The sequence below is a fragment of the Tetragenococcus muriaticus DSM 15685 genome, from assembly GCF_000423785.1.
Lineage (GTDB): Bacteria > Bacillota > Bacilli > Lactobacillales > Enterococcaceae > Tetragenococcus > Tetragenococcus muriaticus.
In genome coordinates, this window is sequence record NZ_AUIQ01000046.1 from 1 (window position 1) to 17083 (window position 17083).

A 17083-nucleotide genomic window follows, 5' to 3' on the forward strand; every position below is an offset into this window, starting at 1 on the left:
GATGGTTGAATCAATACGAAGCCCTTCCGGACGACGTGGTCGCTCAAGAAAAGCGTTGGCAAGCTATGAAACGTTGGGTACAGAAAAAACCTAACTTTCAAGCTCATGAAGGTGCGTTTAAAGGGCAAATGGGCGAAGGAAAAGCGAAAAGTGCACCTTTAGGCCAATTCGCCAAAGGACTAAATCAATTAATAATGACCCCGAATTATCTCTAATAAAAACTTGTTTTTGTTAGAGATGATGAGGGCGAACCGAACGAAAGTGAGGTTGAAAAATAACTTCGTGTCTGCCCAAAAGACGGTTTTTTTATTCAACCTCAATAAACTTGACACATACGTAAATAAACACTTAATTGTCATTTTTTCATGAGTTTTGTATAATTAAAAAATCAATAAAAAATTACAAAAAGGAAGATTCTATGTCGATTCAAAAATACAGTTTATTCACCATACTCCTTTATATTATTGCTTTTTTTTCGCCTATTTTTGCCACCACAAGTCAAGCAAGTACAACAACGACGACTGTTAGCTATCTATTAGGCGCAGTGCTAATGATTCTTTTATACTCTAATCAAGTCACAAAACTTACTTTTGAAAATGATCATTCCTCATTGGTCTCTGTCTTATTTTGGGGAATTGTCGGTATTTTTCTAGCAATCTTTTTACAAACATTAATCATGCAAGTAGAACAATTTTTTGGAGTTCCCATCGAATCACAAAATACACAAAACATCATCCGACTCGTTTTACAGCAACCTTTATTTGCATTAGCCGCAATGGTAGGTGGACCCATTATGGAAGAGTTTGTTTTTCGACGTGCTCTAATTGGAATATTTGACTCTTATTCCTTGACTTGGCTTGGAATTATTATTAGCTCACTTATATTTGCTTTTATCCATCAAGATGGTCATCTGCTTTTGTATTTTTCTCTGGGTTTTTTCTTTAGTCTACTCTACAAAAAAACGGGAAAAATTTGGACATCAATGATTAGTCATGTGGGTATGAATAGCTTAGTTGTTATTGTCAATTTCATCGTAATCAATGGGAATTAAAAAAGGGCAACCGGTTTTTTCCGGCTGCCCTTTTTCTTATAAAGCAAATAAATCAGTTGCCTCTGCTGGATCTGTATCACAAATCTCAAATGTTGCTCCAGCGCCAAAGTCATGTTCCTTTAACGTATTTTCCATAGTTAAATGAGCTAATTCTTTTAAGTTATTTTCCTTGCTTAAGTGTCCAAGATAAATACGCTTGGTTTGATCCGTTAAGATATCCGTCATCGTAAGAGCACCATCCTCATTAGATAGATGCCCACGATCACCTAAGATTCGTTGTTTTAAACTCCATGGATAACGTCCAGAGCGCAACATTGCTAAGTCATGGTTATTTTCAATTAAATAAGCATCTGCTCCACGCACAACGCCACGTAAATGTTGGCTACAATAGCCAGTATCTGTTAATACAACAAATGATTTCCCATCTTTATGAAAACGATAGAATTGTGGTGCTGCAGCATCATGAGATACACCAAAACTTTCGATATCCATATCACCAAAAGTTAATACTTTGCCCATTTCAAAGGTATGCTTATGCTCTAAGGCCACATTTCCAATTAAAGGAGTCATGGCTTGCCAAGTTTTATCATTAGCATAAATGTCCAAATGATATTTGCGTGATAGCACACCAACGCCATGAATATGATCACGATGTTCATGAGTAATGAAAATGGCGTCTAAATCTTCTGGTTTTCGATTTACTTCACTAAGCAATGAAGTTATTTTTTTACCACTTAACCCAGCATCTACTAAAAATTTCTTTTGAGGAGTCTCAATATATAACGAATTTCCAGTACTACCACTAGCTAAAACACTAATTTGAAATGAATTTTCTTTCTCCACTGCGTGTGACTTCCTCTCTAACATAAAAGCTGTTTCTATTATACATGCCTCTTTAGGAATTTTCTACCGTTTGAACTGAGCTATTTGTTATAACACAATTCGTTAATGCATTAACCTTTTCAATTTGAGTTTGGCCATCTTCATCTTCAACCGCTACGATCCAAGCAGGAATATAAACATTTTGTCCTCGTACTTTTAAAGTTAACGTATAGGCCAAATGGCTCCATACAATCTCAGAATCATTAGGAATCTTATTATTTACATAAAGCTCATTCATAATTTCTTCTTCGGAATATAAAGGCATAGCTTCGCGCAAGGGAATTAGATCAGAAACATAGGTCTGTGTATAGTTTTCAAACTCCCATCTGTCATCCTGTTCGGAAAGCTCAATTTCTATACGACTTGAACTATCATCAATAGGAATACCTTCGTAACTTTGTACCGCAACGAGGGAAGGGTACTCTTCGCTAAAACTTGAAACATCCCCCAAATAACGGTATTCGTTGCCAAACAACACTTGATTTTCTTCTAGAAATTGTTCAACCATTGTTTCTGTTTGTGAAGTATCAGTAATAGCATTTTCTTCTGTTATATTATGCGTAAGCGTTTGGCCATCAATCGATGTTTGTTCGTCCAAAAGGTCCGAATTGTTCTGTCGCTCTCGTTCTTCATCTAAAGCTTCTTGCATATCGATCGGTTGGGCACTTAGATAATATCCATTATGTTGTTGTTCGGAAAATTCTCCATGATAAGTGATATTTTCCGACGCCAAACGATCTTCAATAGGAATTTGTTGATCACTACGGTAGACCACGTCATCCTGTCCATCTGCTGCTTTATAAATACTAAACAAAAATATATTTAATCCTAGGAAAGCAAAGAAAAAAATCCAACCGATTTTCCTAAAACCCATTTATTTAACCCTCGCTTTCTTGTAATTGCTGCGTTAAATCTTCTGAGTTATACCATGTGCCGTCATACTGTACATACCACTTAGGCTCTAGATCAACTACGCCTGTATCTTCTATATTCTCCCAATGGTACCCCACCACTAAACTGGTCAATTCATCAGGATCAGCACCTACGTAATACAAATCTTGTAAAACGGTTCTTCCAGAAGGAACTTCTACTTCACTGTCAGAAGGAATCGGCACTCGAATCATATTCAAGTTTGCCTGAATTTCAACACTCCGTTGGTTATCCTGGCCTGCGCCTGAAAATTCGACCGAAAATTTTCCTTCATCATTATCACTAAAAACTGGAAATCCTTCAACAAAAATATGATAATCAACCGTGTTTTGTAGACTATCCAAAAAACGAATCGAACCATAACTTGTTCCTAATCGACGTATATATTGATAACTATCCGTATATTTATCGAAGTTTTCTTCCTCCGAAGTTGCTCCTTGAAAGTCAACTCTCTGATCATCTGGGCCGATCGACATTGACTCAGAGCCATCGTAAATATTTAAATCTTCCGTATCTTCATTACTTCGCAGGTTCTCAGGATTTGTGAAAAAAGCATCGCGAAAAACTGTATAAGGACGAAAAGAAGCAATATAGCTAAATTTTCGCAATTCTACCGGATCTTCATTGAAATAAGTAAAATAATCAAATCGTTCATCTTTAACCACATCATACCAATCGATCGAATCGTCTTGTAATGCCTCCTGGATGTCGGATAATGAAGACTGAATGTCTGCTGTCGCTAATAAGCGATCTCTTTTATTAATGAATCGAATTTGATCGTTCTCAAAGTCAACTTGTACTATTTGAAACGAGAAGTTTTCGTCTTCACTTTCTTCAAACGATAAGCCCATATTAAAATACTCATCATAACTTTCTAAAGGAAATAAAGTAGCATAGTCCATTTCGATACCATTTGATAATTCCATTTGTTGAGCAAGTTCTTCATTGGAATCGTAACTTTGAACATCTAAAGAATTAAATGTACTTCGAGCAATATTTGTTTGTAATTCTTCTAGCAAACTTTCTGTATTACTGGCTTGCGCTTCATCATCATTTAAATAAACAGTCTTTAACGGAAGAAAAACTTCCGAAGCCGCAATAATTTCTTCTTGATCTTCTGTTTGGCTCTCTTCTGTTTCTTCTGTTAACGATTGATCTTTATTTGCCGGAGATGCCCATATAAGATAAGAAAGGTAGAAACTTAAAACAATCATAAAAGCTAAACCAATCCATAGAATATATCTTGAATACTTCATTCCCACCAGTCCTCCTCATAAGGTTCATAAGGCAAGCTAATATAAAAGGTTGAACCAACATGTTCACGACTCTCTACCCAAACATTGCCTCCATGAGCTTTTACTACTTCTTTGGAGATTGCAAGTCCTAAGCCTGTACCTCCCTGCTTACGAGCACGTGCCTTATCAACGCGATAGAAACGATCAAACACCTTGTTAATATCATTAGGTGGAATACCTATACCTTGGTCAGCAACACTTAAAATAATATTATTGTGTGTTTCCACCAAACGAACAGTGATGGTGCCCCCATCGGGAGAGTATTTTACCGCATTATTCATAAGATTATCTACTACTTGAATCATACGATCGGTATCTACTTCAACCCATAATTCTCGCTTAGTAAATTCACGATAAATGTGATATTTTTTTTCTTGCTCATCTACCATCATATCGAAACGGTCTAAAACAAAATTCACTAATTCCTTGAAATTAATATATTCTAATTGAAGTTGATAATTTCCGTTATCCATCCTGGAAAGGTTTAATAAATCATTAATCATACGAATCATACGATCGGTTTCATTTAAAGTGACTTCCAAAAATTTAGGGGCAATGTCTTGATCTTGCCAAGCCCCTTCTGACAAAGCCTCAATATAACTTCTCGTACTTGTTAAAGGCGTACGTAATTCATGAGAAACATTAGAAACAAACTCACGTCGTTCTTGTTCGTTTTTTTCTTGTTCAGTAACATCATGTAATACTGCTACTAGTCCAGAAATAAAACCAGATTCACGTCTAATCATCGAAAAATCAACGCGTAAAAGAACATTTTCCAAATTCTGGTCAGCCGAAGAACGCTCTAATAAAATTTCCTCTGGATTTTCTAAGATTTTACGTAACGTATAATTTTCTTCAATGTCAAATAACGTTAAAATAGACTGTCCCACTGCTTGTTCTCTTTCAATATTAAGTAAAGATAGCGCCATCTCATTAATAATAATGACTTTTCCTCGACGATCGGTTGCCACCACACCATCTGTCATATGAGATAACACACTATTTAAACGATTGCGCTCTGATTCCATCGCCTCTTGGGTTTCTGCGATTCGTTTTCCTAACTGATTAAAGGTCGTCGCTAGTTCACCTAGCTCATCATTTCCTTTAACGGGGACTTTGCGACTATAATCTCCCTTGGCAATCCGCAAAGCTTGTTCGCGCATCTCCCCAATTGGTTGAGTAATCGAACGAGCAACTAAAATTGCGATAACCATCGAAATAAACACAGCAATCAAAGACGACGAAATAAAAATCAATGCGATATTATTAATTTCCCGATACTGTTGCTCTAAGTCACTTTTGATATATAAAGCACCGACCACTGTGTCCCCTGCTGATTGAATGGGTTGTACATTAATCTGCACACGATCAGAAGTGGCTTCATCAATAGTAACTAAGCTTTTAGTAGAAAAATCATCAATGTAAGGATCGTCATTTTTATTACCGACCATATACTGTTCTCTTACATTTGTCGTTGCACGAATATTATTTCTTTCATCGACGACTTCCATTTCCAATACATCATTAGAATCGCTATTGTCTAATACTCGCTGAATTTCATTATTTTGCTGACTATTATCCATATCTTCTTGATTTCCCAAATGATTTCCTAAAGTACTAGCTAAAGTTTCAGCTTGTGTATCCATACTTGTTTTAAAATTTTCTATTGTTGAACGTTCCAACCCGCGAATAAAATACGCCCCGATAATCTCGATTGAAACAAGTAAAATCAAGATAAATGTCAGGGCGATTTTAAAGTTCACTGATCGAAAAAAGCGAACCTTTTTCTTCATATCTCGTTACTCCTGTTCTGGATTGCGCAAGTAATAACCTACACCACGACGAGTAACTAAATAGCCGGGGTGGCTTGCGTTATCTTCAATTTTTTCCCGTAAACGCCGCACTGTAACATCAACTGTACGCACATCACCAAAATAATCATAGCCCCAAACAGTTTGAAGTAAATGCTCGCGCGTCATGACCTGGCCTATATGTTGTGCTAAATAATGAAGCAGCTCAAACTCGCGATGAGTTAAATCCACTTCTTCATCGTTTTTTGTTACCATATAAGCATCAGGGTGAATCGTAAGGTCATTGATGGTGAGTTCGACATTAGCTTGTTGGTCAGCGCTTTTACCATCAGAAACTCCTCGTCGCAAATTTGCCTTAACACGAGCAACTAATTCCCGATTAGAAAAAGGCTTAGTAACATAATCGTCAGCTCCTAATTCTAACCCTAAGACCTTATCAATCTCTGCATCTTTAGCTGTAACCATAATAATTGGCATATCGTATGACTTACGTATTTCTCTAGCCACTTCTAGTCCATCAACTTTAGGTAACATCAAATCAAGTAAAACTAAATCGGGCTGTACTTCTTCCACCTGTGTTAATGCTTCTTCACCATCTGAAGCTGTATAAACTTCATAACCTTCCTTTGTCAAATTGAACTTGACAATATCAGTGATCGGTTTTTCATCATCAACAACTAATATTTTTTTCAAAAAAGTTCACCTCATTGTTTAAACTTATCTTTTCGCGTCGTTTCTATTATACACGATTTTAGGCTTAGTTTCATTAAATCAAACAAAACTCTTTTATTTCATAAGAAATTTCTCCCGCAAACAAAGCCTTTTTATCCGACAGCTAATAAAATAATCATTTAAAAAAGCCTGCCGGTAATTACCGACAGGCAAGGAGTAAAAATGAAAAAGTGTTAGGGTTGTCTTATAAAAAGACATTTTGTTGGTATGACTATATAGTAACCATAAATTATGAATAATTTATGAAAGAATGACTATCTCCATGTAAAATTTTTATAAGTAAATTTTTAAAACAAGCTTTTTTAACCCTTTTAGCAAACAATGTTATAATAGAGAAAAACAAAGGAGGTCTCTGCTATGGAAAATACAATGAAAGCTGTTGGTCTTTACCGTTACTTACCAATTGATAACCCTGAAAGTTTACTCAATTTAACAATTCCTAAACCTCAAGCGAAAGGACGCGATTTACTTGTTCGTGTTAAAGCTATTTCGGTTAATCCGGTTGATACGAAGATACGATCGCCTAAAGAAAAAGTCGAAAAAGAACCAAAAATTTTAGGTTGGGATGTCGCTGGTATTGTCGAAGAAGTTGGCGAAGATTGTAGCTTATTTCAACCTGGAGACGAAGTTTTTTACGCAGGAGATTCGACCCGCCAAGGTGCAAACAGTCAATTTCACGTAGTAGACGAACGTATTGTAGGTAAAAAACCAAGCACATTAGATTTTGCCGCTGCGGCATCCTTACCTCTTACGTCTTTAACAGCTTATGAAGCTTTATTTGAGCACTTAGCTATTAGTCACAATAAAAGTAGTAATGTGGGAAAAAAATTACTTATTATTAATGGAGCCGGCGGTGTTGGTTCGATTGCAACCCAACTAGCTAAAAACGTAGATCTGACTGTTATTGCAACGGCTTCTCGTCAAGAAACACGCGACTGGGTCAAACAACAAGGGGCAGATGTGATCATTAATCACCATCAAGTTCTTTTATCACAATTGCAAAAAGAAAATATTTCCGATGTCGATTATGTTCTTTGCTTACATTCTACTGAAATGCATTGGGCAAATATGGCGGATGTAATCGCGCCTTTAGGTAAAATCTGTTCTATTGTAGAAACTGAAGAATCAGTTGATTTGGGATTATTGAAAAACAAAAGCGCTACTTTTAGCTGGGAATTTATGTTTACCAAATCTCTTTACCAAACACCAAGTATGATTACGCAACATGAATATTTGGACACTATTGCGCAAATGGCAGAAGACAATCAAATTCACGACACTGTTAATCACCACTACGGCACCATAAACGCTGAGAACTTGAAAAAAGCTCATAAACAATTAGAATCAGACAGTACGATTGGAAAAATCGTTTTAGAAGGTTTTGATTAATAAAAATTAGATGGATTGGGAGCTTACTTTCCGCCAATACTCATGTTATTGGAGGCACTTTTAAGAAGTTGCCTCCAATAGTTTGTGGGTTGGGGGCACATCGAAAGAGTTGCCTCCAATAGTTTGCGGATTGGGGGCACATTAAGAGACGTGCCTCCAAATATCGTTTTTATCTTAAGAAGCCTTATGCACAGCTAAAATTAACATCATAGGTCGACGTAACTCTTCTTGCATTTCTTCACTGTTTGCTAACATTTCTTCAGGCGGCTTTGGCTCAACTAAATGATCAAGAGTAAACCCTTGTTGAAGTAATGTTTGTACATAAGTAGTTATTGTGCGGTGATACTTTGTAGTCGAAAAACCTAGAAAATCTGTCTCTCTAACCTTTTCATCAAAATAACGATCCACAGGCCAGTAAGCATTCTCTCCTTGAGAGTTCGTGATCCATTGTTCGGATCCCTCCGCTGTAAAGACAGGGTGTTCCACGCTCATTACAAATACACCTTTTGAAGACAGCTGTTCATAAACTTTTTTACTCAAATTGGTATAATCTTCAATATAATGAATGGCTAATGAACTAATGATTACATCAAACTTCGTATCAAACTGTTCTAGATCAAACATATCCTCAACTTTATACGCTATATTTTGATTTTCTGTCATGGATTGAGCTTGTTGAATCATTTTTTCTGAATTGTCGATTCCAATCACTTGTTTTGCTCCATGGTTGGCTGCATAACGACAATGCCAGCCATAGCCACAGCCCAAATCTAGCACCGTCTTTCCTGTAAAATCAGGCAAAACTTCCTTTAATTCGTGCCACTCACCTGCCGCATCTAACCCATATTTCGAGCGGTCCATTGATGCATAAGCATCAAAGAAAGTTGGATTATCATAATCTGCACTCATACTTTCATCCCTTTCGATTAATGTTATTTGAAAATAACTATAACATAGCTGTACGTTTTAATTTTTATGTAATTATATCGCATGAACCAAATGTTAATCCAGCAAGTTTTTAGAAAAATCGTCATAGGAACTTACAAAATGATCATATAAATCTTTGCCTTTCGTTGTTTTAACTTCTTGACGATAAATCATAATTTTTTTATCTAACATCTCTAGATTTTTTTGGTAAACTGCCAGCTGCTCTTGTATACTCTTTCGATGTGAAAATAAAATTTGCATCAATTCCTCGGCTGGTGGATTTTCTAATTTTTTTAGTTCAGTGTATTTTTTCATATCTTTTACTGACATTCCTGTTTCTTTCATATGAATCAAAAATTCGATCCACATCTTATCTTCTTCTGAATAGACTCGATTCTTGCCCTCTCTTTTCGGCGTTGCTAAACCCTCTTTTTCGTAAAAGCGAAGCCCGTGAGTAGTCATTCCTACAATTTTTTCCAATTCGCCAATAGAATAACTCATTACAACGTTCTCCCCCCCCCCCTCTTATTACTTATGCTTTATCTAAGCAAAAAGGCTCAAGAAATAAATTTCTTGAACCTTTACTTTAGTCATCTTACAAAAGATGACTATGTTTAAGCATCTTCATCAAAAATTTCTTGCGCTAAGCTAAATGCTGACCATGCTTTCGGCCAACCTGTATAAAAAGCTAAATGAGTAATCACTTCCACAATTTCTTCTTTGGTTACGCCATTTTGTTTAGCCATTTTCAAGTGCGCTTCTAATTGTGGAACGCCTTGGGTTAGTAAACTGGCTACTGTAACTAAACTACGATCACGTGGAGATAATTGTTCTTCTCTATCCCAAACTTCACCAAAAAGTACATCATCATTTAATGCCGCAAATTGCGGTGCAAAATCTCCTAAATTGTCGCGTCCGGCTATTTGTTTTGCCATAGTAAAAGCCTCCCTTTTTATTTTTCTAAGTTATCATAAATTTCATCAGAAACAGGTTCTAACCATTCTGGAGTGCCTGCTGTAATGGCAATATGTTCGAACCAGCTATCTTTGGTTGCGCCATGCCAGTGTTTAATACCATCATGAGACACAATAACATCACCGGCTTGTAAGAATTGGGCATCTTTGCCATCTTCTTGATACCAGCCTTCACCACCCGTAACTAAAAGAATTTGATAGCCATCATGGTGGATATGCCAGTTGTTACGACATCCTGGTTCAAAGGTTACATTGCCAACACCTACGTTTACCTCAGGGTCTGCAACTAAAGAATTCATATAACTTTGTCCTACAAAATATTGCGCAAATGCATCATTTTTTTCTCCACTAGAGAAAATAATGCCCTCTTTTACCTCTTCATTTTTTGCCATTTTCCATTCCTCCATTTTTCTGATATTGAACAAGCCAGTTTTTAATAGAATCATCCGCTTTATAGGCATTAGAACCCCGAACCGGTAAACCTACCATGATCTTCGCTTCGGAACATAATTCCTTTAATTCAAATAAACTATTACCAAAAGCGCTTCCTTCATGCGTACAAAAAGGGTAAATGATTTTTTCTTTCATATAATAAGTTTTTAAAAAATTAACCACAATTTTTGGCATGCCACCGCACCAGTTAGGAAAGTCCAAGAAAAGGTGCTTTTCTTCCTTCAACTGGTCGCTTAATTTATGAAACAACGGTCTAAGCTGATCTCGTTTTTCCTTTTCAGCCACTTCAACTGCTTCAAAATAACCCCTAGGATAATTGGTAACTGGAGACAATTCTATCGCATCGCTATGAATCATCTTAGCGATTTTTATTGCTACAATTTTTGTATTGCCTTCTGGTAATTCTTCAATTTTCCCGTTGATTAAATTCTCATGTTTTCTTGAAAAATAAACGACTTTAGCCAAAAATTTCACCCCAAAAAAGCTGTAACTGACTTATCCTATAAGTCTATGTTACAGCTAGTTATTGACTATGACCATTGCTTTTTATAAAGGTGCCTATGCTTGAAAAGCTTGTATGAATTTCTCGACGAATTGATTAACAGAAGGTGTTAATAAGGTATTTTTCCTCCAAACTAAGACACAATGAGTCGTTATTTCAGGAACAATCGGTAAAAACTTAACACTGGAAGTATCTCTATTTGCCATCGCTCCTTCGATTGTCAGCGCTGATCCTACACGATTTTCTACTAATGAAAAAACATTAAATATTAAATTATATGTGCCTACAATATTCAATTTCTTATTTTGCAAAGCATCCCAAGAGGTAATCATTTCCTGAATTTCTTCTCGCGGAGAACAGAGTAAAGGAATTCCGGGCAATTCTTCGATCTGGATGCTATTCTTACTAGCTAAATAAGATTGCGTTGAAACCATTAACCCCCACTTTTCTTCTCTAGGTAAAATCAATTTATGATATTTCTCTGTGGAGATTGGTTCTAACAATAAGGCCAAATCTAACAGTCCTTTATCCAATCTGTCCACAATATCATCACTTGTCCCACTAAAAATAGAAAAGGTCACTTGCGGATGCTCGGCCACAAATTCTTCTAACATTAACGCCAAAGTATCAGAATTATCTGCTTCCACACAACCTATACTGATGTGCCCGCTTAACAATTCTTGCTTGCTATCATTAAACTCTTTTTCCGTTTTATCGTTGAGTTCTAAAATATCTTCTGCCCTTTTTTTCAAAAATAAACCTGATTCGGTTAGCTCCAATTGTCTACTTTCTCTAATAAAAAGATCGCTGCCTAAACTTTCTTCAAGACTTTTTATTTGTCTGCTGAGTGTCGGTGGTGTGATATGTAATGTCTGAGCAGCTTTTGCGATATTTTGCTGTTCAGCTACTACTAAAAAATACCTGAGCATTCTTATTTCCATCCATTTTTCCTCCAACTACTTTTATATTTTCATTATTCACGTTAATTTTTTTCCTAATTAAATAATGAAACAAGTAGAAAAATAAAGCAACTAAAAAAATATGTAGCTAGATATTTATTGACATAGAGTGAAGTCTAGGTGGTAAGTTATAGATGTTAAATACTTTAAGGAAAGAAGAGATCTCATTATGAATAGGCCTTACATTTTTTGTCATATGCAAGTTTCTTTAGATGGGAAGATTATCGGAAAATTTATGGATATTCCAGAAAGCAAAGGTTCTGGAGAATTCTTTTATGACCTTGCTTTTGGAAAAGAGACTCACTATAAGCATCAAGGTTGGCTTTCCGGGCGTAGCACAACGAATGACAATTTTACTCACTACAAAAAGCCTGAGTTAGGTGAACAAGCGCCAATTGTGCCAGAAGGAGACTTCGTAGCCGAGCCCACTGGAAATAAATATTATATTTCAATTGATACTTCTGGAAAATTAGGTTGGAATCAAAACACCTTACAGTATGGAGATACTACTGCAGAAGTTTTAGAAGTATTAACGGAAAAAGTAAGTAATGCTTATAAAGCCTTTCTAAGAGAAAAAAATATTTCTTACGTCATTGCTGGAAAAGATTCTTTAGATATGGAACTGCTATTACAAAAGCTAAAAGATCTTTTTCAAATGGACTTAGTCATGCTTGGTGGCGGCGGTGTTTTGAATTGGTCCTTTATCCAAGCCGGACTTTGTGACGAAGTGAGTATAGTAGTTGCTCCCGCAGCGGATGCTGCAGCTGATTCTCCAGCATTATTTGATACTAAAGAAGGCTTAACTGACGACACACCTGTTTCCTTTACATTAAAAAATGTAGAAATAAAAGAGGACAGCACGGTGTGGTTGACTTATAGTGTAAATAATAGATAGACTAATAAAAAAAACCATTGGAAACGATAATGTTCCAATGGTTTTTTTATTAGAACGAAATTGTAGAAGGATCCTCTAACTCTAGCGCCATTTTTTCAAAAGCACTTTCCGCAACCTCATCTTCAGGTAAACTTTCTTTTATGCGTTGTAAACACTCATTATGATCATGTTTACGAGCGACACATTGGTAGCGACCAAACAACAATATCGAATGATGCGCTGGATACCACATTTGCTCAGGAAGTTTGTCAGACATTAGCTTTTCAATTTCTTCTACGGAAGAATTTTGTGGGACAAAATGTAGTTTCTTCGTCACTCGATTTACATGGGTATCTACCGCAAAAGCAGGGATATTAAAGCCATTGGTCAAAACGACATTAGCAGTTTTTCTGCCCACACCTGGTAGAGAAATTAAATCCTCTCGATTTCCTGGCACTTCTCCATCAAATTTTTCTAATAAAGTTTGACTCATATTTTTCAAAAATTTAGCTTTATTATTCGACAAACCAATGCTGCGGATGTTTTGACGAATTTCTTCTAAAGAAGCTTCTGCCATCGCTTGGGGAGTTGGAAACTTTTCAAACAAATTGGGAGTTGCTTTATTAACGGAAATATCAGTCGTTTGAGCGCTCAAAATCACTGCGCACAATAGCTGAAAATTGGTCTCATAATTTAAATCGGTTCCTTTTTTAGGATAAAGTTTAATAATTGCTTGTACAACCTCAGTCATTTCTTTATCATTTAGTAAAATTTCTTCAGACACATAATCCGCTCCTTCAATTCTTATAATTAAATCCTAGCTTTTTTTCATTGAATCGTCAACTTTCGATCTGAGCACTAGTTTGAATAGACAAATAAGTTTAACTTATGTACTGAGAATAATTTCAGGTCATAAGTCCTACATATCTATGTACTGAAATCAAATTCAGTACATAAGTCTTCCAAAACGATGTCCTGAGATTTACTTTCAGGATATAACTCTGTCTGATCTATGTCCTAAACCCTTTCTCAGAACATAACTCTATTGGATCTATGTCTTGAAAAATTTTTCAGGACATAAGTCAGCATCTATTTTTATACTAGATTAAAAAAATATCTACCAAGAACCACCCAAGTTAGCCCTTGATAGATATTTTGTATTAAGCCACTGCTTTTTTTACTTCTTTTGGTTCAGATTTTGTTGTTTTTGTTTTCACTGGTTTAAATCCTTTCAAACGTAAAGCGTTTAACAGTACGGAAACCGAACTCAAACTCATCGCCGCACCGGCAAACATTGGATTTAGTAATGGGCCACCGAATAAGTGTAAGATGCCCATAGCAATTGGAATACCAATGGTGTTATAAGCAAAGGCCCAAAAGAGATTTTGTTTGATATTTTTAATCGTAGCACGGCTTAATTCAACCGCTGTTGGTACGTCCATCAAATCACTACGCATTAATACAATGTCAGCCGATTCGATCGCTACGTCTGTTCCAGAACCAATCGCAACACCTACATCTGATTGAGCTAAAGCAGGGGCGTCATTAATACCATCCCCGACCATAGCTACATGAAGTCCTTCGTTTTGTATCTTTTCTACTTCATTGGCTTTGTCTTCGGGTAGAACTTCACTAAATACTCGATCAATACCCACTTGCTTAGCAATAGCTTCAGCTGTTTTTGTATTATCACCCGTAATCATCGCCACTTGTAAGCCCATATTGTGTAATTTGTCAATTGCTGCAATGCTATTTTCTTTAATCGTATCTGCCACTGCAATGATACCAATTAGTTTATTTTCTGCTGCAATAAACATTGGTGTTTTTCCTTCATTTGCTAAGCGGTCAGAAACTTCTTCAGCATCTAACATCGCAATATTATTTTCCGTCATTAATTTTTTATTCCCTAGTAAGAGATTTTTTTCATCAATTGTCACTTGAATACCGTGACCAGGAATAGATTGAAAATCTTTTACTGCTTGCAAATCTAAATCCCGGTTTTTTGCACTTTCAACAATCGCTTCACCTAGTGGATGTTCCGAACCTGTTTCAGCTGCGGCTGCTAAAGCTAAGACTTCTTCATCTTCATAGCCATTATAGTTAATAATATCTGTAGCTATAGGTTTACCTTCTGTAATTGTTCCTGTCTTATCAAAAACGATGGTTTCAACTTTTTGTGTTTCTTCTAGGGCGTCGCCACTTTTAATCAACACGCCATTTTCAGCCCCTTTTCCGGTTCCTACCATAATAGCCGTTGGTGTCGCTAATCCTAGAGCACATGGACAAGCGATAACTAAAACTGAAATTGTAATGGTTAAAGCAAATACCCAAGATTCTTGGCCTAGGAAAAACCAAGCTAATCCAGAAAGGACGGCTAAACCGATCACGATTGGAACAAAAACGCCTGAAACTTTATCTGCTAATTTAGCAATAGGAGCTTTGGAACCTTGTGCATCTTCCACTAATTTAATGATTTGCGATAGCGTCGTATCTTTTCCTACCTTCGTTGCTTTAAAGCGGAAAGAACCATTTTTGTTAATACTTGCGCCGACTACATTGTCGCCTGTTTTCTTTTCAATGGGGATACTTTCTCCGGTAATCATCGATTCATCCACCGCAGAGCTTCCTTCTACTAATACACCATCAACGGGAATCTTATCTCCAGGGCGAACGGCAACGATGTCATCTGTCATAACTTCATCAATAGAAATTTCGACTTCTTCATTATTCCGAACAACACGAGCTGTTTTTGGCGCTAGTCCCATGAGCTTTTTAATCGCATCAGAAGTTTTTCCTTTAGAAACAGCTTCTAAATATTTACCTAAAGTAATTAGTGTCAAAATAACAGCTGCCGACTCAAAATATAAGTCTGGATGTCCACTGTCTACTTGTACACGTCCCATAGCTAAAAGACCTGTCATGACAATCCCTTGTAAAAGGGCAGCCGTTGTACCAATCGCAATCAAAGAATCCATGTTCGGGTGCCCTTTAAAAAGTGACTTGAACCCTACTGTGTAGAAAGATCGTCCTAAATAAATGACGGGTAGAGTTAAAGCCAATTGTGTAGCTGCAAAGGTAATCGTATGTTCCATTGGATCAAGAAATTCAGGAAGCGGTAACCCACCAAAAGGAAGCATAGGCCCCATGGCGATATATAAAAGCGGTAAGGTAAAAATGGCGGACCAAATAAAACGAATCCAGAGGTTTTTCATTTGTTTTTGCTTTTTATCATTATCTTCAGTAGCATCTGTCGGACTAGATGATTCGACAGTCGCTTGATAACCTGCGTCCTGCACTGCTTTAATAATATTTCCTGTTGTTACCGCATCTTCATCGTAACTCACGTCCATTTTTTCCGTAGCCAAATTAACTGAGACTTCTTGTATGCCGTCAACTTTACCTACGCTTTTTTCAATGGCTTGTACGCATGAGGCACAGGTCATTCCTTCAATTTCAAATGTTTGAGACGCAATGTTTTTAAGCGCCTTATACCCTGCATCTTCTACTGCGCCTTCAATATCACTTCCGGCAAGAACCGTCGAGTCATAGGAAACATCCATTTTTTCCGTAGCTAAATTGACCGAAACATCATCGACACCATTGAGTTTGCCTACACTTTTTTCGACTGCCTGCACACACGAGGCACAGGTCATTCCTTCAATATTATATGTATCTTTTAACAAAATCGTCGCCCTCCCTACTTATAATTGTTTGTGTAAGAAAGCCAAACAGCTTTCTTACACATCCAACTATATAACTACACTTTTTCTGCTGTATATCCTGCTTCATTTACCGCGTCTACAATGCTATCTTCTTGTAAAGTATTGTTATCAAAAGACACTGTTAATCTTTTATCATCTACATCCACGTTAGCATTTTGAATACCAGTTAATTTATTAACTTCACTTTCAATTCTTACTTTGCAATGTGCACAAGACATATCTGGTACTGAGTAAGTTACTGTATTCATATAGAATTTCCTCCAAAAATTAAATTATTTTTACACGCATGTACATTTTACATGCTCAACGGTATATGACCGTATGTGTCAAGTTTATTGAGGTTGAATAAAAAAACCGTCTTTTGGGGCAGACACGAAGTTATTTTCAACCTCACTTTCGTTCGGTTTGCCCTCATTATCTCTAACAAAAACAAGTTTTTATTAGAGATAATTCGGGGTCATTATTAATTGGTTTAATCCTTTGGCGAATTGGCCTAAAGGGGCACTTTTCGCTTTTCCTTCGCCCATTTGTCCTTTAAACGCACCTTCATGAGCTTGAAAATGAGGTTTTTTCTGTACCCAG

General features: G+C 36.6%; 17 protein-coding genes and 1 pseudogene. 4 read left to right on the forward strand and 14 right to left on the reverse strand.

Translation table 11 applies throughout. The features are described from left to right. Both G577_RS11265 and G577_RS0107630 read left to right on the forward strand, forming a co-directional pair. Window positions 1-215: pseudogene (locus G577_RS11265) on the forward strand (ISLre2-like element ISTeha1 family transposase); the annotation flags it as partial. A gap of 203 nt (window positions 216-418) precedes the next feature. After that, window positions 419-1051, forward strand: coding sequence for a CPBP family intramembrane glutamic endopeptidase (locus G577_RS0107630; RefSeq protein WP_028790709.1), 633 nt, complete (start codon window positions 419-421; stop codon window positions 1049-1051). Window positions 1052-1087: 36 nt separating this feature from the next. On the opposite strand, the gene G577_RS0107635 is transcribed toward G577_RS0107630, so the two are convergent. The 5 genes from G577_RS0107635 to yycF all read right to left on the reverse strand — a co-directional run bounded on the left by G577_RS0107635 (window position 1088) and on the right by yycF (window position 6662). Continuing rightward, window positions 1088-1894 carry an MBL fold metallo-hydrolase gene (locus G577_RS0107635; RefSeq protein ID WP_028790710.1) on the reverse strand — a complete coding sequence of 269 codons (807 nt, stop codon included), beginning with the start codon at window positions 1892-1894 and terminating at the stop codon, window positions 1088-1090. Between the two features lie 52 nt (window positions 1895-1946). Next, window positions 1947-2747, reverse strand: coding sequence for a two-component system regulatory protein YycI (gene yycI, locus G577_RS0107640; protein ID WP_244869453.1), 801 nt, complete (start codon window positions 2745-2747; stop codon window positions 1947-1949). A gap of 64 nt (window positions 2748-2811) precedes the next feature. Then, window positions 2812-4119 carry a YycH family regulatory protein gene (locus tag G577_RS0107645; RefSeq protein WP_028790712.1) on the reverse strand — a complete coding sequence of 436 codons (1308 nt, stop codon included), beginning with the start codon at window positions 4117-4119 and terminating at the stop codon, window positions 2812-2814. Beyond that, window positions 4116-5951: a cell wall metabolism sensor histidine kinase WalK gene (walK, locus tag G577_RS0107650; RefSeq protein ID WP_028790713.1), complete on the reverse strand. Its 1836-nt coding sequence runs from the start codon at window positions 5949-5951 to the stop codon at window positions 4116-4118. The genes G577_RS0107645 and walK overlap by 4 nt, the downstream gene beginning before the upstream one ends. Before the next feature lie 6 nt (window positions 5952-5957). Further along, window positions 5958-6662, reverse strand: coding sequence for a response regulator YycF (gene yycF / locus G577_RS0107655; RefSeq protein WP_028790714.1), 705 nt, complete (start codon window positions 6660-6662; stop codon window positions 5958-5960). A gap of 396 nt (window positions 6663-7058) precedes the next feature. Here yycF and G577_RS0107660 point away from each other — a divergent pair, with 396 nt between their 5' ends. After that, window positions 7059-8090 carry a zinc-binding alcohol dehydrogenase family protein gene (locus tag G577_RS0107660; RefSeq protein WP_028790715.1) on the forward strand — a complete coding sequence of 344 codons (1032 nt, stop codon included), beginning with the start codon at window positions 7059-7061 and terminating at the stop codon, window positions 8088-8090. 174 nt (window positions 8091-8264) lie between these two features. Here G577_RS0107660 and G577_RS0107665 read toward each other — a convergent pair whose 3' ends face one another. From G577_RS0107665 to G577_RS0107690, 6 genes are all read right to left on the reverse strand, one after another. Then, window positions 8265-8999 (reverse strand): class I SAM-dependent methyltransferase, encoded by a 735-nt coding sequence (locus G577_RS0107665; protein WP_028790716.1) that lies wholly within the window; start codon window positions 8997-8999, stop codon window positions 8265-8267. Window positions 9000-9092: 93 nt separating this feature from the next. Further along, on the reverse strand, window positions 9093-9518 hold the full coding sequence (locus G577_RS11270) for a MerR family transcriptional regulator (protein WP_051176725.1): 426 nt from the start codon (window positions 9516-9518) through the stop codon (window positions 9093-9095). A 113-nt stretch (window positions 9519-9631) separates the two neighbouring features. Continuing rightward, on the reverse strand, window positions 9632-9952 hold the full coding sequence (locus tag G577_RS0107675) for a carboxymuconolactone decarboxylase family protein (RefSeq protein WP_028790717.1): 321 nt from the start codon (window positions 9950-9952) through the stop codon (window positions 9632-9634). A gap of 17 nt (window positions 9953-9969) precedes the next feature. Next, window positions 9970-10383 carry a cupin domain-containing protein gene (locus G577_RS0107680; protein ID WP_028790718.1) on the reverse strand — a complete coding sequence of 138 codons (414 nt, stop codon included), beginning with the start codon at window positions 10381-10383 and terminating at the stop codon, window positions 9970-9972. Next, a complete protein-coding gene (locus G577_RS0107685) occupies window positions 10370-10909 on the reverse strand; it encodes a flavodoxin (protein ID WP_028790719.1) in 540 nt (179 codons plus the stop codon). The genes G577_RS0107680 and G577_RS0107685 overlap by 14 nt, the downstream gene beginning before the upstream one ends. A 93-nt stretch (window positions 10910-11002) precedes the next feature. After that, window positions 11003-11887: a LysR family transcriptional regulator gene (locus tag G577_RS0107690; RefSeq protein ID WP_028790720.1), complete on the reverse strand. Its 885-nt coding sequence runs from the start codon at window positions 11885-11887 to the stop codon at window positions 11003-11005. A 187-nt stretch (window positions 11888-12074) separates the two neighbouring features. Between G577_RS0107690 and G577_RS0107695 the strand changes: the two genes are divergently transcribed. Then, a complete protein-coding gene (locus G577_RS0107695; RefSeq protein WP_028790721.1) occupies window positions 12075-12800 on the forward strand; it encodes a dihydrofolate reductase family protein in 726 nt (241 codons plus the stop codon). A gap of 49 nt (window positions 12801-12849) precedes the next feature. Here the strand turns inward: G577_RS0107695 and nth are convergent, their stop codons facing one another. The 3 genes from nth to G577_RS0107710 all read right to left on the reverse strand — a co-directional run bounded on the left by nth (window position 12850) and on the right by G577_RS0107710 (window position 16749). Further along, complete coding sequence (gene nth / locus G577_RS0107700; protein ID WP_028790722.1) at window positions 12850-13563, reverse strand: endonuclease III; 714 nt, start codon at window positions 13561-13563, stop codon at window positions 12850-12852. A 376-nt stretch (window positions 13564-13939) separates the two neighbouring features. Beyond that, window positions 13940-16462 carry a heavy metal translocating P-type ATPase gene (locus tag G577_RS0107705; protein ID WP_028790723.1) on the reverse strand — a complete coding sequence of 841 codons (2523 nt, stop codon included), beginning with the start codon at window positions 16460-16462 and terminating at the stop codon, window positions 13940-13942. A gap of 74 nt (window positions 16463-16536) precedes the next feature. Next, window positions 16537-16749 carry a heavy-metal-associated domain-containing protein gene (locus tag G577_RS0107710; protein WP_028790724.1) on the reverse strand — a complete coding sequence of 71 codons (213 nt, stop codon included), beginning with the start codon at window positions 16747-16749 and terminating at the stop codon, window positions 16537-16539. Between the last annotated feature and the right edge of the window lie 334 nt (window positions 16750-17083).

What these genes read in the sequence shown, in the direction of transcription:
- G577_RS0107630 (WP_028790709.1), top strand. Translation starts at nt 419, where the DNA reads ATGTCGATTCAAAAATACAGTTTATTCACCATACTCCTTTATATTATT.
- G577_RS0107645 (WP_028790712.1), bottom strand. Translation starts at nt 4,119, where the DNA reads ATGAAGTATTCAAGATATATTCTATGGATTGGTTTAGCTTTTATGATT.
- walK (WP_028790713.1), bottom strand. Translation starts at nt 5,951, where the DNA reads ATGAAGAAAAAGGTTCGCTTTTTTCGATCAGTGAACTTTAAAATCGCC.
- G577_RS0107660 (WP_028790715.1), top strand. Translation starts at nt 7,059, where the DNA reads ATGGAAAATACAATGAAAGCTGTTGGTCTTTACCGTTACTTACCAATT.
- G577_RS0107665 (WP_028790716.1), bottom strand. Translation starts at nt 8,999, where the DNA reads ATGAGTGCAGATTATGATAATCCAACTTTCTTTGATGCTTATGCATCA.
- G577_RS11270 (WP_051176725.1), bottom strand. Translation starts at nt 9,518, where the DNA reads ATGAGTTATTCTATTGGCGAATTGGAAAAAATTGTAGGAATGACTACT.
- G577_RS0107675 (WP_028790717.1), bottom strand. Translation starts at nt 9,952, where the DNA reads ATGGCAAAACAAATAGCCGGACGCGACAATTTAGGAGATTTTGCACCG.
- G577_RS0107680 (WP_028790718.1), bottom strand. Translation starts at nt 10,383, where the DNA reads ATGGCAAAAAATGAAGAGGTAAAAGAGGGCATTATTTTCTCTAGTGGA.
- G577_RS0107690 (WP_028790720.1), bottom strand. Translation starts at nt 11,887, where the DNA reads ATGGAAATAAGAATGCTCAGGTATTTTTTAGTAGTAGCTGAACAGCAA.
- G577_RS0107695 (WP_028790721.1), top strand. Translation starts at nt 12,075, where the DNA reads ATGAATAGGCCTTACATTTTTTGTCATATGCAAGTTTCTTTAGATGGG.
- G577_RS0107710 (WP_028790724.1), bottom strand. Translation starts at nt 16,749, where the DNA reads ATGAATACAGTAACTTACTCAGTACCAGATATGTCTTGTGCACATTGC.